The organism is Alcaligenes sp. Marseille-Q7550 (genome assembly GCF_965112015.1).
The window spans coordinates 1142735-1165329 of record NZ_CBCOPU010000002.1 but is presented as its reverse complement, the minus strand read 5'-3'; the positions used below and the strand labels follow the sequence as shown (position 1 = coordinate 1165329).

Annotated in this window: 17 protein-coding genes and 1 pseudogene; 9 read left to right on the top strand and 9 right to left on the bottom strand. The window is 66.4% G+C overall.

Annotation, left to right across the window (positions count from 1 at the left end):
• Positions 1–52 precede the first annotated feature (52 nt).
• Together ACWPWO_RS14930 and ACWPWO_RS14925 are read right to left on the bottom strand one after the other, a co-directional pair.
• Positions 53–1756 carry a cobaltochelatase CobT-related protein gene (locus tag ACWPWO_RS14930; RefSeq protein WP_454007245.1) on the bottom strand — a complete coding sequence of 568 codons (1704 nt, stop codon included), beginning with the start codon at positions 1754–1756 and terminating at the stop codon, positions 53–55.
• Positions 1753–2727 (bottom strand): AAA family ATPase, encoded by a 975-nt coding sequence (locus tag ACWPWO_RS14925; protein WP_454007244.1) that lies wholly within the window; start codon positions 2725–2727, stop codon positions 1753–1755. The genes ACWPWO_RS14930 and ACWPWO_RS14925 overlap by 4 nt, the downstream gene beginning before the upstream one ends.
• Before the next feature lie 222 nt (positions 2728–2949).
• Here ACWPWO_RS14925 and xsc point away from each other — a divergent pair.
• The 9 genes and pseudogenes from xsc to ACWPWO_RS14880 all read left to right on the top strand — a co-directional run bounded on the left by xsc (position 2950) and on the right by ACWPWO_RS14880 (position 13188).
• Positions 2950–4767 (top strand): annotated as a pseudogene (gene xsc, locus ACWPWO_RS14920) (sulfoacetaldehyde acetyltransferase).
• A gap of 63 nt (positions 4768–4830) precedes the next feature.
• Positions 4831–5625, top strand: coding sequence for a thiazole synthase (locus tag ACWPWO_RS14915; RefSeq protein ID WP_394062344.1), 795 nt, complete (start codon positions 4831–4833; stop codon positions 5623–5625).
• 94 nt (positions 5626–5719) lie between these two features.
• Complete coding sequence (pdxR, locus tag ACWPWO_RS14910) at positions 5720–7258, top strand: MocR-like pyridoxine biosynthesis transcription factor PdxR (protein ID WP_454007243.1); 1539 nt, start codon at positions 5720–5722, stop codon at positions 7256–7258.
• A gap of 110 nt (positions 7259–7368) precedes the next feature.
• Entirely contained in the window at positions 7369–7764 is a 396-nt protein-coding gene (locus tag ACWPWO_RS14905; protein WP_394062340.1) for a nuclear transport factor 2 family protein, read from the top strand.
• Positions 7765–7767: 3 nt separating this feature from the next.
• A complete protein-coding gene (locus ACWPWO_RS14900; RefSeq protein WP_454007242.1) occupies positions 7768–9207 on the top strand; it encodes an NAD(P)/FAD-dependent oxidoreductase in 1440 nt (479 codons plus the stop codon).
• A gap of 71 nt (positions 9208–9278) precedes the next feature.
• A complete protein-coding gene (locus ACWPWO_RS14895; RefSeq protein ID WP_454007241.1) occupies positions 9279–10277 on the top strand; it encodes a TRAP transporter substrate-binding protein in 999 nt (332 codons plus the stop codon).
• An 87-nt stretch (positions 10278–10364) separates the two neighbouring features.
• Positions 10365–10937 carry a TRAP transporter small permease gene (locus ACWPWO_RS14890; protein ID WP_454007240.1) on the top strand — a complete coding sequence of 191 codons (573 nt, stop codon included), beginning with the start codon at positions 10365–10367 and terminating at the stop codon, positions 10935–10937.
• Positions 10938–10985: 48 nt separating this feature from the next.
• Positions 10986–12275, top strand: coding sequence for a TRAP transporter large permease (locus tag ACWPWO_RS14885; RefSeq protein ID WP_454007239.1), 1290 nt, complete (start codon positions 10986–10988; stop codon positions 12273–12275).
• Positions 12276–12279: 4 nt separating this feature from the next.
• Positions 12280–13188: a cache domain-containing protein gene (locus tag ACWPWO_RS14880; protein ID WP_454007238.1), complete on the top strand. Its 909-nt coding sequence runs from the start codon at positions 12280–12282 to the stop codon at positions 13186–13188.
• 39 nt (positions 13189–13227) lie between these two features.
• Here ACWPWO_RS14880 and ACWPWO_RS14875 read toward each other — a convergent pair whose 3' ends face one another.
• From ACWPWO_RS14875 to ACWPWO_RS14845, 7 genes are all read right to left on the bottom strand, one after another.
• Positions 13228–14106, bottom strand: a complete 879-nt coding sequence (locus ACWPWO_RS14875) for a helix-turn-helix domain-containing protein (protein WP_454007237.1) — start codon at positions 14104–14106, stop codon at positions 13228–13230.
• Between the two features lie 143 nt (positions 14107–14249).
• Positions 14250–15596, bottom strand: coding sequence for an MFS transporter (locus tag ACWPWO_RS14870; RefSeq protein WP_454007236.1), 1347 nt, complete (start codon positions 15594–15596; stop codon positions 14250–14252).
• Between the two features lie 63 nt (positions 15597–15659).
• Complete coding sequence (locus tag ACWPWO_RS14865) at positions 15660–16466, bottom strand: enoyl-CoA hydratase/isomerase family protein (protein ID WP_454007235.1); 807 nt, start codon at positions 16464–16466, stop codon at positions 15660–15662.
• Positions 16463–18034, bottom strand: coding sequence for an AMP-binding protein (locus ACWPWO_RS14860; protein WP_454007234.1), 1572 nt, complete (start codon positions 18032–18034; stop codon positions 16463–16465). Before ACWPWO_RS14860 ends, ACWPWO_RS14865 begins: the two co-directional genes overlap by 4 nt.
• The gene (locus ACWPWO_RS14855) at positions 18027–18536 is read right to left on the bottom strand and encodes a (2Fe-2S)-binding protein (RefSeq protein ID WP_454007233.1); all 510 of its coding nucleotides are present in this window, start codon (positions 18534–18536) and stop codon (positions 18027–18029) included. The genes ACWPWO_RS14860 and ACWPWO_RS14855 overlap by 8 nt, the downstream gene beginning before the upstream one ends.
• Positions 18533–19378 (bottom strand): FAD binding domain-containing protein, encoded by an 846-nt coding sequence (locus tag ACWPWO_RS14850; RefSeq protein ID WP_454007232.1) that lies wholly within the window; start codon positions 19376–19378, stop codon positions 18533–18535. The genes ACWPWO_RS14855 and ACWPWO_RS14850 overlap by 4 nt, the downstream gene beginning before the upstream one ends.
• Positions 19335–22379: a xanthine dehydrogenase family protein molybdopterin-binding subunit gene (locus ACWPWO_RS14845; RefSeq protein WP_454007231.1), complete on the bottom strand. Its 3045-nt coding sequence runs from the start codon at positions 22377–22379 to the stop codon at positions 19335–19337. Before ACWPWO_RS14845 ends, ACWPWO_RS14850 begins: the two co-directional genes overlap by 44 nt.
• Positions 22380–22595: the final 216 nt, after the last annotated feature.

Below are 22595 nucleotides of genomic sequence, written 5' to 3'. Positions count from 1 at the left end.
TCGCGCGGCCTTTGCCGGGGGCATGGGGCCGCCCGGCCCCGGTCCGTACCGCCTAGCGGAGCAGGCGGCGGGGCGCCAGGCTGGCGATGAAATCATCCAGGAATTGCTGGTCCAGCCCTTTCTCCATGTGGGCGATCAGGGTGTGCCGGTACAGCGCGCCCAGGTCCAGCCCCAATCCTATGCCCGTGATTTCGACGCCCTGGCGCTCGTAGGCGCGCATCACCTGCAGCAGATGCTGGTCCAGGTAGTCCGGGCCGTTGGCCAGCACCGTGGCGCTGTCCATGGGGCTGGCGTCCGAGATGACATACACCAGGCGGCGCCGCGCCGTCAGCGCCAGGCTGCGCTGGCAGGCCCAGGCCAGCGCCTCCCCGTCCACGCCTTCGCGGTACAGGTCCTGCTTGAGCAGTGCGGCGATGGCCGGACGCGATTGCCGCCAGGTGGATGCTGCGCTTTTGAAAATGCGATGGCTGATCTCGTTCATCCGGCCGGGCTGGGCGGGCTTGCCGCGCGCCAGCCAGCGGCGGTAGGGCCGTCCGCCGTTCCAGGCCTCCGTGGAGAAGCCCAGCACTTCGGTCTGTGCGCCGCTGCGCTCCAGGGCGCGGGCCAGCACGTCCACCATGACGGCCAGAGTCTGCGCCTGGTCCTTCATGGAGCCTGAGCAGTCCAGCAGGAAGGTGACCGCGCACTGATTGCGCAAGGGCTCGTCCACCTGCTTGAACAGGCGGCGCTCCTGGGGGAGCTGATCAACTGGGCCAGCCGCCGGCCATCCACCAGCCCCTCGGTCTGGCCGTACTGCCATTGATCGCGCAGGGGCTGGCGCAGCACTTTGCGCATGCGCGCCACCAGCCGCGGCAGCGGAATGGCATAGGCGGCGATGGCCTGGTCCAGTTGCTCGCGCAACTGGCGCAGCAGGGGCGCCCGTACCAGGCAGGCCATGCGCTCTTCCTTCGTCGCTGCGGTCGAACACGCGATAGCCGCCCTGGGCCGCTTCCCGCGCGGCGCGGTCCTGGTCGTGGCGCACGCCTCCGTAGCTGGGTTCGTCGCTGTCGGGCAGCAGCAGGGCGAAGGCTTGCAGTTCGGGCGCATCCCCGCCTTCCTGGCGCGGCCTGGACGGGCGCAGCCCCTGCACGGTCAGGCCTATGCGTCCGGCCAGCTCCAGGGCGGCCAGCCCGTAGCGGTCCTGGTCGGGGGCGCTGCGCTTCAGGGTCTGCAACAGCCCTCCCATCATGGGGGCGATGCCCGCGCGCGTGGATTCGATCAGGTCTTCGGTTTCTTCCAGGACGGGCCAGCCGTTGAGCCGGCTCCACACCATCTGCGCCACCGTGTAGACCAGCAGCCCCAGTTCGCTGCGGGTGTGGCCGTGGTGGTGGTAGCCGGCCGACCAGCGTTCGAAGCGCGCCCGCAGGTTCCTGCGCACGCCCGGCCAGTGTCGTGCGGCCAGGGTCTCGGTGCGCAGCAGTTCCAGCCAGTCGAAGAACAGGCGGGACACGGGCTCGTCGGGCAGGCGCGCGGCATGCAGGGCGCGGTCGGTATGCAGCAGGCGCAGGGCCAGGCTGTCCGCGACGCCGCGCAGGCTGTGCGCATCGTCCTGCGGATCGGGGCGCAGGTGGGGCGCCAGGCTGGCCAGGCGCAGCTCGCCTCGGTAAAGCGCCTGCTGGCGGTGGTGGACCAGCGGGTCGTCCGTCAGCGCGCGGGCCACGGCCGCGCCCAGCTCGTGGGCGCGGTGCAGGCGGCGCAGGAGTGTGGGATCCCTCATCCGGCGTGCTCCCCGGCCAGGGGTTCCAGGGCCAGCTCCCGGCCAAAACAGCGTTGATAGTATTCCGCGATCAGCGCGTGTTCGGACAGGTCGCACTTGTTCAGGAAGCTCAGCCGGAAGGCCAGTTCCAGGTCGTGGAAGATTTCTTCGTTCTGCGCCCAGGTGATGACGGTGCGCGGGGACATCAGCGCCGACAGGTCGCCGCAGGCGAAGCCATGGCGCGTCATGGCCGCCAGCGCCACCATGGCTTGCACCTGTTCGCGCCCGGCCGGCGTGTCCTTGCCCGGCACGCGCGCCAGCACGATGTCCGTTTCCTGGTCCGGATGCAGGTAGTCCAGCCGCGCCACGATGTTCCAGCGGTCGAGCTGGGCGTGGTTGAGCAGCTGCGTGCCGTGATACAGGCCGCTGGTGTCGCCCAGGCCCAGCGTGTTGGCCGTGGCGAAGATGCGGAATTGCGGATGGGGGCGGATGACGCGGTTCTGGTCCATCAGGGTCAGGCCGCCGTCCTGTTCCAGCAGTTGCTGCACCACGAACAGGATGTCGGGGCGCCCGGCGTCGTACTCGTCCAGGATCAGCGCCATGGGGCGCTGCATGGCCCAGGGAATCAGGCCTTCCTGAAAGCCCGTGACCTGCAGGCCGTCCTGGATCTGGATGGTGTCCTTGCCCACCAGGTCCAGGCGGCTCAGGTGCCCGTCCAGGTTCACGCGCAGGCAGGGCCAGTTCAGGCGGGCGGCGACCTGTTCGATATGAGTGGATTTGCCAGTGCCGTGGCGGCCCTGCACCAGGACGCGGCGGTTGTGCGTGAAGCCGGCAAGAATCGCCCGGGTGACTTCCGGATTGAATCGATAGGCCTCATCGCGCGCGGGCACCTGGGCGGCGCCGGGCTGCAGGGCCAGGGCCTGGCCGTCCAGGGGCAGGCCGAAGGTGTCGCGGATGCCGACCATGTGGTCGGGCAAAGTGGTGATGGTCATGGAACCCCCATTTCGTGCGGGCCGGCGGGCGGCGCGGCGTGAATGTTCGTACGTCGATATGCAAAAATAAAACAAAAATCGGTACGTTGAATATCGATAATTGAGATTCTATGTTGACACTGTGCATTTGTCTCGATAAAGTTCATAAAAAATCTCGAAAAACAAGATTTTTCACTTTATGACCGGGCCGCCCCTGGCCCGTCGCGCAATGGAGACTGAAACATGAGCCAGGCCAATACGGACAATCGCAGCGTAGTCAGCGGACCAACCAAGATGACGCCTTCCGAGGCATTTGTGGAAACCATGGTGTCCTACGGGGTCACCGATATGTTCGGCATCATGGGCTCGGCCTTCATGGATGCCATGGACATTTTTGCTCCCGCCGGCATCCGCCTGATCCCGGTGGTGCACGAGCAGGGCGCCGCCCACATGGCCGACGGCTACGCCCGCGTGTCCGGCCGCCACGGCATGGTGATCGGCCAGAACGGCCCCGGCATCAGCAACTGCGTGACGGGCATCGCCGCCGCCTACTGGGCGCACAGCCCCGTGGTCATCGTCACCCCTGAAACCGGCACCAACACCCAGGGCCTGGGCGGCTTCCAGGAATGCAACCAGCTGCCCATGTTCCAGGAGTTCACCAAGTACCAGGGTCACGTGACCAATCCCAATCGCATGGCTGAGTTCACGGCGCGCTGCTTTGACCGCGCCGTCAGCGAAATGGGTCCCACCCAGCTGAACATTCCCCGCGACTACTTCTACGGCGAAATCACCTGCGAAATCCCCAAGCCCGCCCGCGTGGACCGCGGCCCGGCGGCGCGCGCAGCCTGGACGAGGCGGCTGATCTGCTGGCCCAGGCCAAGTTCCCCGTCATCATCTCTGGCGGCGGCGTGGTCATGGCCGACGCCGTGGAAGAGTGCAAGGCCCTGGCCGAGCGCCTGGGCGCGCCGGTGGTCAACAGCTACCAGCACAACGATTCCTTCCCCGCCAGCCACCCCCTGTGGTGCGGCCCGCTGGGCTACCAGGGCTCCAAGGCCGGCATGAAGCTGATTTCCCAGGCCGACGTGGTGCTGGCGCTGGGCACCCGCCTGGGACCGTTCGGCACGCTGCCCCAGCATGGCATGGACTACTGGCCCAAGAACGCCAAGATCATCCAGGTGGACGCCGACCAGAAGATGCTGGGCCTGGTCAAGAAGATCGCCGTGGGCATCTGCGGCGACGCCAAGGCGGTGGCCCAGGAACTGGCCAAGCGCCTGGACGGCCGCGATCTGGCCTGCGACGCCACCAAGGCCGAACGCGCCGACAAGATCGCCGCGGAGAAGGCCGCCTGGGAGAAGGAGCTGGACGAGTGGACCCACGAGACCGATCCCTACAGCCTGGACATGATTGCTGAAAACGCCAAGGAGAAGCCCTTCAGCGGCGGCGAATACCTGCATCCGCGCCAGGTGCTGCGCGAGCTGGAAAAAGCCATGCCCAAGGATGTGATGGTGTCCACGGACATCGGCAACATCAACTCGGTGGCGCACAGCTACCTGCGCTTCGAGCGTCCGCGCAGCTTCTTCGCGCCCATGAGCTTCGGCAACTGCGGCTACGCGCTGCCCACCATCATCGGCGCCAAGACGGCCGCGCCCGAGCGTCCCGCCATTGCCTACGCCGGCGACGGCGCCTGGGCCATGAGCATGATGGAGATCCTGACGGCCGTGCGCCATGACATCCCCGTGACGGCCGTGGTCTTCCACAACCGCCAGTGGGGCGCCGAGAAGAAGAACCAGGTCGAGTTCCTACAACCGCCGCTTCGTGGCGGGCGAACTGGACAGCCCTTCTTTCGCCGGCATCGCCCGGTCCATGGGCGCCGAAGGCATCGTGGTGGACAAGCTGGAGGACGTGGGCCCGGCCCTGAAGCGCGCGATCGACATGCAGATGAACGAAGGCAAGACCTGCGTCATCGAGATCATGTGCACCCGCGAGCTGGGCGACCCGTTCCGTCGCGACGCGCTGGCCAAGCCCGTGCGCCTGCTGGAGAAGTACAAGGACTACATCTGATCGTGACCCTGGCCTGGCCGGCTCAGCCGGCCAGGCGCTTGATTCATCTGTAGGAGCAGGGCCATGAACGACCCATTGATCATTGCCGGCAAGTCGTACCAGTCGCGCCTGCTGGTAGGGACAGGCAAATACAAGGATTTCGAGCAGACCCGCGAGGCCATCGAGGTCAGCGGCGCGGAAATCGTCACGGTGGCCATCCGGCGCACCAATATCGGCCAGGATCCGGGCGAGCCCAGCCTGCTGGATTACGTGAGCCCCGAGCGCTACACCTACCTGCCCAACACGGCCGGCTGCTTCACCGCCGAAGATGCGGTGCGCACCCTGCGCCTGGCGCGCGAACTGCTGGACGGCCACCCGCTGGCCAAGCTGGAGATCTTCGGCGATGCGCAGAACCTGTACCCCAACATGCCCGAGACCCTGAAGGCGGCGCGCACGCTGGTGCAGGAGGGCTTCCAGGTCATGGTGTACTGTTCGGACGATCCCATCCAGGCGCGCATGCTGGAGGACATGGGCTGCGTGGCCATCATGCCGCTGGCTTCCATCATCGGCTCCGGGATGGGCATCCTCAATCCCTGGAACACGCGCCTGATCATAGACACCATTTCGGTTCCCGTCCTGCTGGACGCGGGCGTGGGCACGGCTTCGGACGCGGCCATCGCCATGGAGCTGGGCTGCGACGCGGTGCTGATGAATTCCGCCATTTCCTACGCCCAGGACCCGGTGCGCATGGCGCGCGCCATGCGGCGCGCGGTGCAGGCCGGGCGCGACGCCTACCTGGCCGGGCGCATGCCGCGCAAGGCCTACCAGGCCCAGGCGTCCTCTCCCATGACCGGCTTGATAACCCCGGCGACGACCTAGCTGTTTTCCCCTTGGCGGCGGAAACAGGATAGTGTGTCGGACTCACAAGAAAAACACATCCGTCCAGAGACGCTGTACATGGCAAGGAGGAGACATGAATTCACGATCCAGCGGCATCATGTGGCGCCAGCTGTTCCTGCGCGGCGCCGATTCGGGCCTGAGCCTGCAGGGCCAGATCCGGCAGATGATGGTTTCCCTGGTGCTGGACGGCCAGCTGCCCGAGGACCTGCCCATTCCGTCCAGCCGCGACATGGCCGCCATCCTGGGCGTGGCGCGCAACACGGTGGTGATCGCCTATCAGAACCTGGTGGACGAAGGCTATCTGGTCTCGCGCGAGCGCCGGGGCTATTTCGTCAATCCCATGATGCTGTCGGGTCATGTGCCCGTTCCCTTGCCGCCGGCCGCCGCCCCGCAGGGATTGGCGCCGGACTGGGAGAGGCGTTTTCGCTTCGCGCCCGCGCGCCAGCGCAACATCCGCAAGCGCGCCAACTGGCGCAGCTACCCCTATCCCTTCATCTACGGTCAGTTCGACGCCGACCTGTTTCCCATCTCCGCCTGGCGCGATTGCTGCCTGCGCACGCTGAGCGCGCTGGAAGTGGGCGAGTGGGCGCAGGACATGATCCTGCGCGACGATGATTCCCTGATCAAGCAGCTGCGCAGCCGCGTACTGCCGCGTCGGGGCGTGTGGGCGGGCGAGGACGAAGTGGTCATCACCGTGGGGGCGCAGCACGCCCTGTACCTGATCGCGGACCTGCTGCTGGGACCGGACACTCCGGTAGGCATCGAGGATCCCGGCTACCCCGATGCGCGCAATATCTTCGCCAGCCGCAGCAACAAGCTGGTGCTGCTGCCCGTGGACGAGGACGGCCTGATTCCGGGCGAGGCCCTGCGCGGCTGCGACTACGTGTATGTGACGCCCAGCTACCAGTGCCCGACCACCGTCAGCATGTCGCTGGAGCGGCGCCGGCAATTGCTGCAGATGGCCGATGAATTCGACTTCGTCATCATCGAGGACGACTACGAAAGCGAGTACCGCCTGGACGGCGAGCCCCTGCCGTCGCTCAAGAGCATGGACACCAGCGGGCGGGTGATCTACATCGGCAGCTTCTCCAAGCAGCTGGCCCCGGGCGTGCGCCTGGGCTATGTGGTGGGCTGCTCCGCCTTGATCGAGCACCTGCGCGCCGTGCGGCGCCTGAACATACGCCATCCCACCGCCTACCTGCAGCGGGTCTTCGCCCTGTTCATGTCGCTGGGGCACCTGGACGCGCTGCTGCGCCGGCGGGCCGGCGTGCAGCAGGAAAGGGCGGTCATCCTGATGAGCGCGCTGGATCGGTATTTACCCGGGCTGCGCTATACGCCCATACGCGGCGGGGCCTCCTGCTGGGTGGAAGGGCCGGCCTGGCTGGACGCGGCCGCGCTGGCGGCGCGAGCCGAGGAGCTGGGCGTGCTGATCGAGTTGGGAGAGGTGTTTTTCGCCGACGATCAAGCCAATAAACGGTTTTTCCGCCTGGGATTTGCCTCCATCCCCATGTCGCACATCGAACCCGGCATCGCCCGTCTGGCGCAGGCGCTGCGGGACATTGCGCCCATGGCGGACAGGCCTGCTTCCAGGCCCGTTCTGCTGGACCAATAGATAGCATCCAGCTGGTGCTATGGGGCTTTGCGTGAATTGCGTATCTTGCTCAAAACATCTCTTCAAACGCTAAAGGTTGAAGGATGAACAAGATGCACATGGAGGAAACAATGTCCCAACAAGAACAGCTTCTGCAACTGCTGAAGGATTTTGGAAAAGCCTGGAACGACCATGACCTGGATGCCTTGATGAGCATGGTCACCGAGGATTGCGAGTTCCACACCGTGGCCGGCCCCGGCGTGCTGGGCGCCAGCCACAAGGGCGCCCAGCAGGTGCGCGCCGCCTTCGAGCAGGCCTGGATCACCTTCCCCGATGCCGCCTGGCTGGACGGCGAGCATTTCGTGACGGGCGATCGCGGCGTGTCGGAAACCACGTTCCAGGGAACCGCGGCCGACGGCTCCCGCGTGCAGGCCCGCATGGTGGACGTATTCACCTTCCGCGACGGCAAGATCGCCGTCAAGAACGCCTTCCGCAAGCAACGCCCCGTATTGCCAGCCGGGAAATGAGCCATGGATCTTGCCGACAAAGAAGTGGCCCGGACCCTGAGCGCCGCCACGGCGCCCCGGGCGGCCTACGACCCCGCCTATGACCCCTTGCTGGATGCCACGCCCGGGCAGGGGCGCGACTACGCGCCCACGTACTGGATAGGAACGGCGGGCGAGCCGCCGGGCGATGACGGCCCGGTCACGAAGGACATGGATGCCGACGTGGTCATCATAGGCTCGGGCTTCACCGGGCTGACCACCGCCATCTTCCTGGCCCAGGAATACGGCATCAAGGCCACCGTACTGGAGGCCAACCGCACGGCCTGGGGCTGCAGCACGCGCAACGGCGGCCAGGCGCAATGCGCTTCCGGACGCCTGAAGCGCTCGCAGTGGATCGCCCGCTGGGGCCTGGACACGGCGCTCAAGATGCACCGCGAATGCGTCGAGGGCATGGAGAACTTCAAGGAGCTGATCAAGGACATAGACTGCGATCCGCAGCCGGGCGGCCACTTGTATGTGGCGCACCGGGCCAAGGTCATGCCTGTACTGGAAAAAGAAGCCGCGCTGCTGCGCGAGACCTTCGGCTACAACGCACGCATCTTCGATGCGCAGACGGTGCGCAATGAATGGGTGGACGATCACGAAGCCCAGGGCGCCATGCATGAGCCCGAGGGCATAGGCGTGCATGCCGCCAAGCTGGCCTTCGGCTACCTGAAGAAGGCCCGGGCGCTGGGCGTCAAGGTGCACCCGGCCAGCCCCGTGCAGGGCTGGGAAACCCGCAACGGCCAGCACTACCTGCGCACGCCCGGCGGCATCGTGCGGGCCCGCGCGGTCGGCGTGGCCACGGGCGGCTACACGGCCAACGCCCTGAACCCGGAATTCCGCAACCGCCTGTTCCCCATCCTGTCCAATTCCATGGTGACGCGGCCGCTGACCCAGGCCGAGATCGAGGCCTGCAATTTCCGCACGCACCAGGTGCTGACCGATACCCGCGTGCTGCGCAACTACTATCGGCTGCTGCCGGACAATCGCCTGCAGATCGGCAGCCGCAGCGCGATCACCGGCCGGGACGCGCCCCAGGCGCAATACCGCCGCAACCTGGAAGAGGCCATGGCGCGCAAGTTCCCCGCGCTCAAAGGCATCCAGATCGACTATTCCTGGTGGGGCTGGGTGGATGTCAGCCATGACATGATGCCGCGCATCGTCCAGCCCAACAAGGACGAGACCCTGTACTACGCCATGGGCTACGGCGGCAACGGGGTGATGTACTCGGCGCAGGCCGGCCGGCGCCTGGCCCAGCTGATCGCCGGCAAGGGCGGCGAGCTGGACCTGCCCATCTTCCAGTCCCGGCTGCCTTTCCCCAACGTGCGCGAGATGGTGACCTCGGAGGTGTTCGCCCCCTTCCGCCGTCTGGGCCATCGATTGCTGTACCGCTGGTATTACTTGAAGGATGAAGTCTTGTAAGCAGTCATTCCCTGTTGTTGCGCCTCATACCATCAATAAATAAACCTCCCAAGAGGAGGACGGAGACAAGTATGAAATTTGTGCGAAAAATGATCCTGCCCGCGCTGCTGGCCGTGGGCGCCGCGATGGCCGTTCCGGCCGCCCACGCCGCCGCGTTCAAGGTGGCCATCGGGGACGCCGCCGGCGGCACCCAGTACGAGCTGGGCAAGGCCTTTGCCGAAAGCCTCAAGGCCAAGACCAACGGCCAGGCCACGGCGGACCTGTTCCCCAACAGCCAGTTGGGCGATGAGCAGGATACGGTCAACAATGCCGCCATGGGCCTGCTGGATTTTTCCATCCTGGCCATCAACAACATCACGCCCTTCTCGCCGTCCGTGGCGGTGCTGACGCTGCCCTACGTGATCCAGAGCCCGGAAGACGCCCGCCAGCTCACGCAGGGCGAGGTGGGCAAGCAATTGACCGAGAACACCATACGCGATGCGCAGGTGCGCATCATAGGCTGGTCGTATTCGGGCTTTCGCGTGCTGACCAACTCCAAGCGCCCGGTGTCCACCCTGGACGACCTGAAGGGCCTGGTGATCCGCGTGCCCAAGAACGAGCTGATGATCGCCACCTACAAGGCCTGGGGCATCAATCCCAGCCCGCTGGCCTGGTCCGAGACCTTCACCGCCCTGCAGCAGCGCGTGGTCGATGGCCAGGACAATCCCTACATCACCGTCTCGGCCATGAAGTTCAACGAGGTGCAGAAGTACATCACCCCGATCCGCTACCTGTTCTCGCTGGAACCCCTGATCGTGAGCGAACAGGTCTTCCAGTCGCAAAGCCCCGAGATCCAGAAGGCCATACTGGAAGCCGGCCAGGAGGCGACCGAGCATAGCTTCAAGTACCTGCAGGATACGGAGGACCGCATCAAGAAGGAACTGGTGGCCGCGGGCATGGAGATCACCGAACCGGCCGATGGCGAGAAGGCCTGGATCGAGGCTGCGCAGACCAAGGTCTGGCCGCAGTTCTACGATGCGGTGGGCGGCAAGGAAAAGCTGGACGCCGTGCTGGCTTCGCTCAAGCGTTAAGACTGGAAAGGCTGGACGCCCCAGCCCGCGCCGGCGGGCGGGGCGCCCCGGATCCCCCTTCACTGAAGATCGTTGCAGGAGGTCGCCATGAGTCTTAAGCGCGTCTTGATTCACCTGGTCAACCACATTGAAGAATACGTCTGCGGCCTGTTGCTGGCTGTTTTCGTCACCTTGCTGTTCGTGCAGATTCTGGTGCGCCAGTTTTTTGCCTATTCCATTCCCTGGGGCGAGGAAGTCGCCACCTATATGTTCGTCTGGTTCGCCTATCTGGGCGCCGTGGTGGCGGCCAAGATGCAGGCGCACAATCGGGTCACGTTCCAGTTCATGTTCTTTCCGCCCATCGTGAAAAAGGTGTCCGAAGCCCTGGCCGACCTGATCTGGGTGGCGTTCAACCTGTATTTCGCCTGGCTGGCCTACGACTTCGTATTCAATCGCATGAACCTGTTCTGGAAGTCGCAGACCACGGGCATACCCATGAAGTATTTCTTCATGATCCTGCCGGTCGCCTTTGTGCTGATGTCGCTGCGCATCCTGTGGAACAACTACCTGACCCTGTTCAAGTCGGTGCAGATCGTCGATCCCGAGCAGGCCGAGATCGAGGCCATCAAGCGGGCTGCGGCGCAGCAACAGCCGGCGGCCGGCCTGCAAGGAGGGCAATGATGGAACAATCCGTCGTAGGCATCTTGTTCGGCAGCTTCATCGTCCTGCTTGATCGGCGCGCCCATCACCGTGTCGCTGGCCGGCGCGGCCATGGCGGCCTTCCTCATCCTGGGCAAGAACCCCATTTCCTTCGTGCAGATCGCCTTCACGTCCGTGGGCAGTTTCCCGTTGATGGCCCTGCCGGCCTTCGTGCTGGCCGGCGCCTTGATGGAAGCGGCGGGCATATCGAAACGGCTGGTGGACATTGCCGAGAGCCTGGCCGGGCCCATTACCGGCGGCCTGGGCGTGGCCACGGTGCTGGCCTGCCTGTTCTTCGGCGCCATCTCGGGTTCGGGCCCCGCCACCACGGCCGCCGTGGGCATGCTGATGATCCCGGCCATGACGCGCCGCAAGTACGACCTGCGCTATGCCTCGGCGGTGACGGCCTCGGCGGGCGGCCTGGGCATCATCATCCCGCCGTCCATTCCCATGGTGATCTTCGGCATCTCGGCCCTGGGCATGGCGCCGCCGCCGGATGCCGTCGCCAAGCACGGCGCCTTCGCATCGGTGTCCATCTCCAAGCTGTTCATCGCCGGGGTGATACCGGGCCTGGTCATGGCTTCTAGCCTGCTGGTCCTGAACTACGTCATTTCCCGCAAGCAGGGCTACAAGGGCCTGAGCGAAGGCTGGAGCCTGGGCGAGGTCGGGCAGGCGCTGCGCCGAGGCGTCTGGTCCATTCTGGCGCCCGTGTTCATTCTGGGCGGCATCTACGCCGGCATCTTCACGCCCACCGAATCGGCTGTGGTCGCCATCTTCTACACCTTGTTCGTGGGCCTGTTCATCCACCGGGAGCTGACCTTCAAGTCCCTGTTCAATTCGCTGCGCACGACCACCTGGATCACGGGCCGCGTGCTGCTGATCCTGTTCGCGGCCACGGTGTTCGGCCGCCTGCTGGTCGAGCAGCGGATTCCGGCCACGATCGCCGATTCGCTGCTGGGCTGGACGGACAATCTGTACCTGATCTGGGTCATCCTGATCGTGTTCCTGCTGTTCGTGGGCATGTTCATGGAGACGCTGGCCGCCATCATGATCCTGGTGCCCGTGCTGCTGCCGGTCACCTATATGCTGGGGGTTGATCCCACGCATGTGGGCATCGTGGTGATCTGCGCGCTGTCGGTGGGTTTCATCACGCCGCCGTTGGGGGAGAACCTGTTCGTGGCCTCGGGCATAGGCGGAGCCTCGGTCGAGTCCATCGTGGGCAAGGCGCTGCCGTTCATCTTCGCGCTGACCGTGGCCATTTTCATCATTGCCTTCGTGCCCGCCATCTCCCTGTGGCTGCCGACGAAAATGGGGTACTGACATCATGAGCACTGATTTTCGCAAGACCTGGCTGGCCGGCGCCGCGTTGTCGGCGGGCCTTGGGCTGGGCGGCGCGGCCTGGGGGCAGGAGGCGCACCAGGCCGCGCCACAGGCCGCCGCGCCGGCCGGCATCGAGCAGCGCGTGCAGGACCTGCTGGCCCGCGCCGTGGAGCACGTGCGCAAGAACGGTCCGGCCGCCGTCAATGACTTCAATCGCGACGCCCGCTTCACCGACAAGGACCTGTACGTATACGCCTTGAGCCGCGACGGGATGATGCTGGCCAGCGGCGGCTGGTCGGCCACGCTGATCGGGCAGTCGGTGCTGGAGGAAACCGACGCGCGCAACCGGCCTTTCTTCAAGGAGATGCTGGAACAGGCGCAGCGCCAGCCGGCCGGTTCCCTGGAGTACTACTGGTTCAATCCGGCCGAAGGCCAGCCCGAAGTGAAGCTGGCCTACTACCAGGACGTGGACGGCGTCGTGGTGGCTACGGGCTACTTCCCCGCGCGCGCCACCGAGAACCAGGCCAAGGAGCTGCTGGACCAGGCCGTCAGCAGTTATTTCCAGGATCCGGAGCAGGCGCTGCGGCGCTTTGCCAACCGCCAGGGCCAGTTCACGCGGCGCGATCTGTACGTCTTCGTGTTGGACATCCCCAGCCGCACGGTGGTGCTGAACGGCGCCAACCGCCGTTTCGACGGCAAGCCCATCGCGGACTTCAAGGACCTGCACGGCAAGGCCTTCCTGGAGGACATGCTGGCGAACGTGGATCGCAACGTCATCCATGCCATCGACTACGACTGGATGAATCCGCAGACGCGCCGCGTCGAGCGCAAGCGCGCTTTCTACCAGCGCGTGGGCGATGCGCTCATCGGGGTGGGCAGCTATTATCCGGAGTTCAAGCCGCCGGCGCCGTAGCGCGCCGGGATGTTCGCGGGGCTTGGCCCCGCGAATGTCTTACGGCAAAGGCATGGCGTCGTGGTCGGGCTGGCAGACGATGTCCACGGCGCGCCGGTAGTCGCTGGGCGTGATGCCCAGGTGCTGGCGGAAGAAACGCGTGAAGTGGGCCGGGGCCGAGAAACCGATGTCGTATGCGATGTCGCTGATGTTCTGCCTGCGGTCGCTCAAGCCCTTGATGGCGCTTTCGACGCGCAGGACATTGGCGTAGACGCCGGGCGTCAGGCGGGTGCTGCTCTTGAACAGCTCGAAAAAATGCGCGCGCGACAGGCCGCAGTCCGCCGCCAGGCGGTCCATGTCCAGTCCGCACATCAGGTTTGCCTGCATGGTGGTGATGGCGCGCCGTATGCGCGGGTCCGCGGGCTTGCCGCGCAGGCTGTAGAGCAGGGAATTGAAGTTGCGCAGTTCCGAGTTGTGCTCGACGGTGGCGATGAACACATCGAAGATGCGGCTCTCCAGCACGTCGGCCGGCATGTCGTCGCTGATCATCATCTCGGCGGCCAGCGCGTTGGTCAGCCTGCGGGCGGCCGGAGGCAGCAGGGCGCAGGAGCGCGGGAAGAACTGGGGATGGCTGCTGACGGTCAGGGCCTGCAGGATCTCGGCCAGCCAGGAAGGCTCCAGGTAGAAGGCCATCAGGATGCAGCGTCCCTGTCCGTGATCGGTGTGGGCATAGGCATGCGGCTCCCAGGCGTTGACCAGGACCACGCTGTCGTCCGTCAGAGGCTGCTTGCGTCCCTTGACGATGAAGGCGCTGTCCACGCCGCTGACCTTGATCAGCGCGTGGCAGTGGTGGTGGGCGTGCGTGACCAGCGGCTTGCTCATGTCGAGCAGCGAGACGCGGCCAAACTTTCCCTGGAATATTTTCAGTGCGGTCGACATGGGCGAACCTGTGGTGAGCGAGCCTTTCCTGCGTGTTGGTCTTTCTTGTCCCGGTGATTATCGATGGCTTTTGTTTAGGGTTGAATTAGTATTGTGCCTAAGCGGCGGCCCGGCGAAACAGGTTCGCCGGGCATGCTGCGGCCTCAGTTGAAGTTGCCTTTGGTTTCGGGCACCACCAGTGCGCCGACCAGGTACACCGCCGCCAGGCAGGCCGAGCAGATGGCCAGCACCTGGGGGATGTGGCCGGGGCTGGCGCTGACCAGCGACACGACTGTGGGCATGATGCCGCCCAGTGCGAATCCGATGTTCCAGGACAGGCCGGTGCCGCTGGCGCGCAGCACCGTGGGGAAGCGTTCGTTCAGGAAGATCAGCACCGGGGCGATGATGCCGCCGCCCAGCACCGAAATGCCGAAGGTCATCAGCGTGATCTGGCCAAGCTCCAGGCCGGGGGCGATGCGCGTGAACAGGCTGGGCAGGCCGACCAGGCACAGGGCGCCCAGGATCAGGAAGGTCTTCTTGCGGCCGATGCGGTCGCTCATCGCGCCGAAGAACAGGGCGCCGGAAATGGTGCCGATGGAGCTGATGATGAGCACTCCGGACGCGTCTTCATGGCTGACCTTGGCCACCATGTCCAGCAGCGTGGGCAGGTAGCCGGCCGTGATGTAGTAGGTGGCGCCGCCGCCGAAGGTGATCAGCAGGTTCAGCAGCATGGTGTTGCGGTACTCGCCCAGGAACAGCGTGCGCAGCGGCTTTTCAGGCTTGGCCGAAGGGCCTTTCTTCAGACGTTCGGCCTGCATCTGCTTGAAGGCGGGGGTTTCGTCGATCAGGCGGTACATGATCAGGCCGAAGAAGGTGCTGATCAGGCCGCAGAAGAACATGACGCGCCAGCCGAAGGCCTCGAATTCGGCGCCGGGATACAGCCGCGAAAGCACGAAGTAGGCGAAGGAGGCCATCATGGCGCCCATGCCGGCGCCGCCGCTGCCTATCAGTCCGGACATCAGGCCGCGGTGGCGCGGCGAGATCGATTCCGTGCCTATGGTGTGCGTGGAGGCCACGATGCCGCCCACGAAGATGCCCTGGATGATGCGCAGGATCAGGAACAGGACGGGCGCGACCAGGCCGATCTGGTGGATGGTGGGCAGCAGGCCGAAGGCCGCGGTGGACAGGCCCACGCCGACCATGGCGATCAGCAAAGCGCGCTTGCGGCCGTGCTTGTCGGCGTAGCTGCCGAAGATGGCCGAACCCATGGGGCGGACCAGCAGTGCCACGGCGAAGGAGGCGTAGACGGCCGCCAGCGACAGGGTGGGCTGGCTGGACGGAAAGAACAGGCGGCCGATGATGGGCGCCACGTACAGCAGAATGAACAGGTCGAACAGGTCCAGCGCCCAGCCGAAGGTGGAGGCCAGGCCGGCAAAGAAGGCCTTGCGGGGCGGCAGGGTGGCGGCGTGCTCGGGCAGACTGGGCGAATCCAGGGTCTGGTTGGCTTGCATGGAGTGTCTCCGGATATTGTTGTGGGCGCGGCGGCCGTTGCGGGCCGCCGCAGTCAGGTCGTGCTACCGGCCGGTGAAGACGGCCTTGCGCTTGGCGTGGAACGCTTCCACGCCTTCGCGGAAATCCTCCGAGCTGCGCAGCCGGCTGTAGCAATGGCCTTCGAGCTCGATGGCGGCGCTCAACGAGCTGTTCTCGCTGTCGTTGAGCAGTTTCTTCGCGGTGCGCTGCGCCAGCGGCGAGAACTCCAGCAGTTCGGCCACCAGCTTGTCGGTGGCGGCTTCCAGTTGTTCGTCGGGCACGCATTCCAGGGCGATGCCCCAGTCGCAGGCCTGGGGGCCGGGGATGCGGCGCGAACGCATCACGATGTCCTTGCTGCGGCCTATGCCCACCATGCTTTGCAGGCGAGCCGAGCCGCCCGACCCGGGGATCTGGCCCAGCTTCTGTTCCGGCAGGGCGTACTGGGTGGTGTCCGTCACGATGCGGAAATCGCAGGCCAGCGATATCTCGAAGCCCACGCCGAAGCAATAGCCCCGGTTGGCGGCGATGACGGGCTTGGAGCAGCGTTCGGGCGCGGCGATGGCCCAGGCCAGCTGGGAGACACGTCCGGGCGTGGCGTCCAGGAAACCGCGGATGTCGCCGCCGCTGGAAAAGTGTTCGCCCTGCGCGCGCAGCACGATGACGCGCACCTGGGGATGTTCGTCCAGGGCTTCGAACACCAGGCGCAACTGGTCGCGCTGGTGCATGGAGATGGTGTTGAAGGGAGGGCGCCCGAGGATGATGTCGGCGCGCTGCCGGGCTTCATCGATCTGGACCTGGAAGCCGTCCAGGTCGTCCAGCAGGGAGTGGGCGGGGTGGTGCAGGGAAGTCATTGGGCATCCTTCATGTCAGATAAAACGGGAGTCGGGGGGACGTCCGCGGGGTCGAGTTCGTATTCGCCCGCCAGCAGCTTGCGGCGCAGGATCTTGCCCACGGGCGATTTGGGGATTTCGGCCACGAACAGGTAGTCGCGGGGGCGCTTGAAATTGGCCAGGTCGGTCTGGCGGCAGTAGTCGTCCAGCGCCTGGGCCGAGAGCGCATGCGAGCGTTTCACGAAGGCCACCACGCGCTGGCCCCAGCGCTCGTCGCGCAGTCCGACCACGGCGACCTCGTCCACGCCGGGGTGCAGCGACAGCACCGATTCGATGTCCACCGGCGAGATGTTCTCGCCGCCGCTGATGATCATGTCGTCCACGCGGCCGCTGACGAACAGGTCGCCGTCCTGGTCCATGTAGCCGGTGTCGCCGGTGAAGTACCAGCCCTGGCGCAGGGATTTGGCGTCGGCGTCGGGGCGGTTCCAGTAGCCTTCGAAGGCTTCGTCGCTGTTCAGGTCGGCGATGATCTGGCCTTCCTGCATGGGGCCCAGGCAGGCGTTCGGATCGGTGCTGCCCAGTTCGATGATGCGCAGCCGCCCGTTGATGCCGGCGCGGCCGGACGAGCCGGCCTTGGCGCGTGCGTCCTGGCTGATGGAGAAGGTGTAGATCTCCGAACAGCCGTAGTGGTTGACGAACAGATCTGGCTGGAAGGCCTCGTCCAGGCGGCGCAGCAGGGATTCGGGCATGGGCGCGCCCGCAAAGCCCAGCTTGCGCACGCTGCCGGTCGCGGTCCGGGTGAAGGTGGGATGAGCGAGGATGTCGTGGTAAAGGGTGGGCACCAGGTACAGGTTGGTGACCTGCTCGCGTTCGATCAGGGCCAGGGCCTGGGCCACGTCGAACTTGGGCATGCAGACAAAGCAGCCGTCGATCAGGGCCATGGCCAGCAGCGAGCGCACCCCCATAGTGTGGTAGAGCGGCATCACGCCCAGCGTGCGTTCGCCATGGCCGTACAGGTTCTGGGCCACGTGGGCCACGGCGGCGGCGCGTTCGTGGCGATGACGGCGCGGCACGCCTTTGGGCTTGCCGGTGGTGCCGGAGGTGTACAGCATCAGGGAGAAGTCGTTTGCGCCGGCGCGCGGTCGGCCGTCGAAGGGCTCGGCGCGCAGCAGTTCCTCGAAGTCGTGGCTGGCCGGCAGGCCGGCGTCGATGGTGATGCGGGGAATGGCCTGGGCGCGTTCCGAGCCCGCCACGGCCTGGGCGCAGGACTGATCGAAGACCAGGGCGCGCGCCTGGGAGTCGGCCAGGCAATAGTCCAGCTCGTCGGGCTTGGAGCGCCAGTTCAGCGGGGTGACGATGATGCCCAGGAACTGGCAGGCCCAGTGCAGGGACGCCATTTCCCAGCGGTTCTGGCAGGCGATCGCCAGATGATCGCCATGTTTCAGGCCGATGCTCTCCAGGCCCCCGGCCAGCGCGCGTATGGCCTCGAACCATTGCGCGTAGCTCAGGCGCCGTTCGCCGGCCACGATGGCGCAGGCGTGGGGACTGCGTTCCACGCTTTGCAGGAAGGTGCTTCCGAGATCAAGCATTGCTGCTCTCCATGGTTTTTGTCGTTGTTTGCTGGCGCGCCACCTCCAGTACGGCCTGGACGATGGGCGTGTAACCCGTGCAGCGGCACAGGTGGCCCGAGAGCATGTCTCGGAGCTGTTCTTCGCTGGGCTGGGGCACTTCCCGCAGGAAGTGCACGCAGGACATCAGGATGCCGGCCGTGCAGAAGCCGCATTGCAGGGCGTGGTGCTTCTTGAAGGCGGCCTGCAGTTCGTGCAGGACCTCGCCGGCCAGGCCTTCTACGGTTTGGATCTGGGCGCCGTCCGCCTGGACGGCCAGGCACAGGCAGGCGCGGCTGGCCACGCCGTCGATCAGCACGGTGCAGGCGCCGCATACGCCGTGTTCGCAGCCCACATGGGTGCCGGTCGCGCCCAGGTCGTGGCGCAGGAAATCGGACAGCAGGCGGCGGCTTTCCACCAGCGCGGAGCGCGCCGATCCATTCAGTTGCAGCGACACGCGCTGCGCTTGCCGGGAGGCGGTCATGATGGCTTCCTTTGTGAGTCCAGCGCCTGGCCTGCCCGTTGGATGGCGTTCCAGGCCATGTGCCGCACGAGGTGGCGCCGGTACACGGCGCTGGCGTGCTGGTCGTCCTGGGCCTGCAGGGACCAGGCCAGGTCGTTGATGCGTTCGCGCAGGGCGGGCTCGTCCAGGCGGGGCCAGTCCGCCACGACGGGACGGTCGGCCACGCCGCCTATGCCCAGGCGCAGGCCCGCGTCGTGCAGGTCCACGGCGCAGGCCACGATGGCGAAATCGCCGCGGCGCAGGGAGAATTCGTCAAAGACGTAGGCATGGCCCGGCCTGGCCAGGGGAAAGCGCTCCTCGGTCACCAGTTCGTCGGGACGGCGGGCGGTGGTCAGCATGCCTTGCTGGAAGTCCGCCGCCGCCAGTACGCGCCGTCCCTTGGCGGACTGGAGCACGACCTCTCCGCCCAGCGCGGCCAGGCACAGCGGCAGCTCCGCGCTGGGGTCGGCATGCGCGATGGAACCAGCTACAGTGCCCCGGTTGCGGATCTGGAAATGGGAGATGAAAGGCAGGGCCTGGGCCAGCAGGGGCGCGTCCTGCGCCAGCGTCGGCCAGGCGTGCAGTTGCGCCTGGGTGACGGCGGCGCCTATGCGCAGTTGATTCTTTTCCACTTGCAGGAAGCGCAGTTCCTCGCAGCGCGAGATGTCCAGCACGAGGGCGGGCTGGGACAGGCGCATGTTCAGCACGGTGACCAGGGACTGGCCTCCGGCCAGGATGCGGGCGTCCTCGCCGGCGCGCGCCAGGGCCTGGCAGGCTTGTTCAACGGATTGGATGCGTTGATAGTCGAAGGCGGCGGGTTTCATCGGGCAGCTCCCAGCAGCTTGAGCAGGCGGCGCCACAGGGACGGCCTGGACAGGGGGCGCCGCCTGCCTGGCGGCCCAGTTGTTCAAACAATTGGCCGAGCACGATCCTGGCCGCGCCCTCCAGCATGCGTCCGCCTACCGAGGCCACCTTGCCGCTGACTTCGGCTTCGTAGCGGTATTCCATCAGGGTGCCGCCTTCCACGGCAGTCAGCGTGATGTCGCCCTGGCCCTTGGCGCCGCCCAGCGAGGAGACGCCTGCGCCTGACAGGCGCAGGCTGTGCGGACGCCGGATGTCGGACAGGGCGATGGTGGCTTCGTAGCGGGCCTTGATCATGCCGATGCGCAGGGTGACCTCGGCCTTGTACGTGTCGGGCCCGGTGCGGTGCAGCTCGTCGCAGCCCGGGATCACCTTGGCCAGGGCCTGCGGGTCCATGAGGACGTCGAAGACGGCGTCGGGCGGGGCGGGAATGCGGGTGCTGCCGTTGGCGCTCAGGGCATGGCCGGCGCCGCGCCTGGCGGCCTGGGCGGGTGCGGCGGCCTGCTCCCCCGACGATGGCGCGGGGTCGTCCATGCCCAGCAGGTCCAGGACCCGGTTGGGGCTGAGCGGCAGGCGGATGTCGACGATGTCGCGCTCGGTCGACAGGGCGTCCGCCAGGGCGTTGGCGATGCAGACCGGCGTACTCATGTTGTTGCCTTCGCCCAGGCCCTTGGCGCCCAGCGGCGTGAAGGGGCTGGGCGTTTGCAGATGCACGATGACCGGGTCGGGAACTTCGTAGCTGGTAGGGATCAGGTAGTCGGCCAGGGTGCCGGACTGGAAGCTGCCGTCTTCGCCGTAGCGGAATTCTTCCATCAGCGCCGCGCCCAGGCCCTGCGCGAAGGCGCCGCGTATCTGGCCGTCGGCCAGGGCGCTGTTCAGCAGCGTTCCGGCATCGTGGGCGGTTATATAGCGGTCGATGCGCACCCGGCCGGTATGGCGATCCACTTCCAGCGCGCAGATGTCGAAGGCGAAGCCGTAGGCGGCGGAGGTATTGACGCGGTCTTCGGTATCGGGCGCGCCCAGGGAGGGCGGCGTCCAGAACTCGGTGACGCGCATGTCGGGAGTTTCGCCGGCCGGCAGCTCGCCCGGGGACCAGTGCGCCGTGCTGGCCACCCGTCCGAAGGGCAGCGCGCGTTCGCTTTGACCGGCGGGATGGATGCGTCCGTCGGCAAAGACCAGTTCTTCGCGGGAGCAGCCGAACTGGTGGGCGGCAATGCGTTCGACCTTGGCCCGCAGTTTGCGGGCCGCCAGGAATACGGTGCCGGCCACGGCGCCGGCAAAGCGGCTGGAGTAATTGCCGGCGGCCACCGACCAGGCATCCTTCTGCGTGTCGAAATCCACGTTGACGCGGATGTCCTGGGGGCGCAGGCCGAACACGTCGGCCAGCATCCGGGCGCAGCCGGTCATGTGGCCCTGGCCGGCCGGCGCCGAGGCGATGTTGACGGTAATACTGCCAAGCAGGTCGATGCTGACGGTGGCGGCGGCGACGGCGCCGTTCTTCGGGCCCGCCTTGGCGCGCTGCTCGGGCGTCAGGGCCGTGGTGATGTAGCCCATATTGGACACGGAGGGCTCGACGATGGCGGCGTAGCCGATGCCGTACAGGCGGCCCTGCGCGCGCGCCTGCTCGCGCCGTTCCAGCAATTGTTCCAGCCCGCCCTGCAGGCAGGCCTGCTCCAGCGCCCGGGGGTAGTCGCCCGAGTCCAGCAGGGCGCCGGCGGCGGCGCTGTAGGGAAACTGTCCGGGCTGGATGAAGTTGCGGCGGTAGAGTTCCAAAGGATCCATGCCCAGATGCAGGGCGATGCGCTGCATCATGCGCTCCAGTGCAAAGTAGACCTGCGGTCCGCCGAATCCGCGCACCAGCCCCGTGGGCGTCTTGTTGGTCAGCACGACGCGGTTGCGCACCCGCAGATGCCGGATCTGGTAGGGGCCGGTCAGGCAGCCGTGCATGCGGTAGAAGGTGGCCGGTTCGGGCGCGCGCAGATAGGCGCCCACGTCGTCCATCTGGTCCAGGTCCAGGGCGGCGATGCGGCCGTCCGAGCCGAAGGCGGCCTTGATCGTGGTCTTGCGCGCCGTGGCCGAGGTGGCGGCGGCCAGGTGCTCCAGCCTGTCCTCGACCCATTTGACGGGCGCGCCCCCCGCCTTGCGCGAGGCCAGGCACATGAGCACGGCCGAGGTGAAGACGCTTTGCTTGACGCCGAAGCTGCCGCCCGAGTCGCGGGGGTAGCGATGGCGCAGCCGGTTGCCGCTGACCTTCAGGGCCATGGCCATGACGGCGTGCATGGAGAAAGGCCCCATGAAATTGGATGTGATCTCGTAACCCTCGTCGCCGGGCAGGTGCTCGGCGATCACCACCCCGCATTCAATCGGAGTGCACGAGTTGCGCGGGTAGTGGATGGTCAGTTCCAGGCGGTGTTCCGCCTGCTCGAAGGCGGAGTCCGGGTCTCCGTAGCAAAAGCGGCGGTCGTGCGGCACGTTGCCGCCCAGGGCCTCGTGCAGCACGGGGGCCTCGGGCGCGATGGCGGCGTCGATGCCGGCGACGGCGGGCAGGGTCTCGTAGTCGACCTGGATCAGTTCCAGGGCGTCTTCGGCCAAGTAGCGGTTTTCGGCCACCACCACGGCGATAGGCTCGCCGACGTAACGCACCTTGTCCATCGCCAGGGCCCACAGCTCCGTACCCTGCTTGATGCCGGAGATGAAGGGCTTGGACCAGGCTTTGACGTCGTCCGCCGTCAGGACGGCGCGCACGCCGGGCAGTTGTTCGGCGCGGCTCGTGTCGACGTGCAACAGCCGGGCGTGGGCGTGCGCCGAGCGATAGACGGCGGCGTGCAGGGTGCCGGGCTTGACGGCCAGGTCGTCGGCGTAGCTGCCGCGGCCGGTCAGCAGGGCGTCGTCTTCCAGGCGCTCCAGCGGCTGACCGATAAAGGGTCGGGCCGCAGCGCCAGCCAAGGGTTCAGGGGCTGACATAGCTGTCTCCACGGTACTGTCCGGGAAACGCCGGCACGGATGCGCAATGCCCGTTGCGCGTGCAGGGGCAGGCTCTGGGGCGGCGCGCCGTACCAGTCCTGGGCATGTGTTTCCGAACAGGTTTTGGACAGGATGGGCCTGAGCCCATCCCGGTGTTTTCTGTAATGCTTGCCTGTTGCGGCGCTGTGTCGCGCCGTCGGAAAAAGTATAGGAAGG

Excerpts from the sequence above, each read along its gene's own strand:
- ACWPWO_RS14900 (WP_454007242.1), top strand. The coding sequence starts at position 7,768 with ATGGATCTTGCCGACAAAGAAGTGGCCCGGACCCTGAGCGCCGCCACG.
- ACWPWO_RS14895 (WP_454007241.1), top strand. The coding sequence starts at position 9,279 with ATGAAATTTGTGCGAAAAATGATCCTGCCCGCGCTGCTGGCCGTGGGC.
- ACWPWO_RS14890 (WP_454007240.1), top strand. The coding sequence starts at position 10,365 with ATGAGTCTTAAGCGCGTCTTGATTCACCTGGTCAACCACATTGAAGAA.
- ACWPWO_RS14855 (WP_454007233.1), bottom strand. The coding sequence starts at position 18,536 with ATGACCGCCTCCCGGCAAGCGCAGCGCGTGTCGCTGCAACTGAATGGA.
- ACWPWO_RS14930 (WP_454007245.1), bottom strand. The coding sequence starts at position 1,756 with ATGAGGGATCCCACACTCCTGCGCCGCCTGCACCGCGCCCACGAGCTG.
- ACWPWO_RS14870 (WP_454007236.1), bottom strand. The coding sequence starts at position 15,596 with ATGCAAGCCAACCAGACCCTGGATTCGCCCAGTCTGCCCGAGCACGCC.
- ACWPWO_RS14925 (WP_454007244.1), bottom strand. The coding sequence starts at position 2,727 with ATGACCATCACCACTTTGCCCGACCACATGGTCGGCATCCGCGACACC.
- ACWPWO_RS14915 (WP_394062344.1), top strand. The coding sequence starts at position 4,831 with ATGAACGACCCATTGATCATTGCCGGCAAGTCGTACCAGTCGCGCCTG.
- ACWPWO_RS14860 (WP_454007234.1), bottom strand. The coding sequence starts at position 18,034 with ATGCTTGATCTCGGAAGCACCTTCCTGCAAAGCGTGGAACGCAGTCCC.
- ACWPWO_RS14845 (WP_454007231.1), bottom strand. The coding sequence starts at position 22,379 with ATGTCAGCCCCTGAACCCTTGGCTGGCGCTGCGGCCCGACCCTTTATC.
- ACWPWO_RS14905 (WP_394062340.1), top strand. The coding sequence starts at position 7,369 with ATGTCCCAACAAGAACAGCTTCTGCAACTGCTGAAGGATTTTGGAAAA.
- ACWPWO_RS14850 (WP_454007232.1), bottom strand. The coding sequence starts at position 19,378 with ATGAAACCCGCCGCCTTCGACTATCAACGCATCCAATCCGTTGAACAA.
- ACWPWO_RS14875 (WP_454007237.1), bottom strand. The coding sequence starts at position 14,106 with ATGTCGACCGCACTGAAAATATTCCAGGGAAAGTTTGGCCGCGTCTCG.
- ACWPWO_RS14865 (WP_454007235.1), bottom strand. The coding sequence starts at position 16,466 with ATGACTTCCCTGCACCACCCCGCCCACTCCCTGCTGGACGACCTGGAC.
- ACWPWO_RS14880 (WP_454007238.1), top strand. The coding sequence starts at position 12,280 with ATGAGCACTGATTTTCGCAAGACCTGGCTGGCCGGCGCCGCGTTGTCG.
- pdxR (WP_454007243.1), top strand. The coding sequence starts at position 5,720 with ATGAATTCACGATCCAGCGGCATCATGTGGCGCCAGCTGTTCCTGCGC.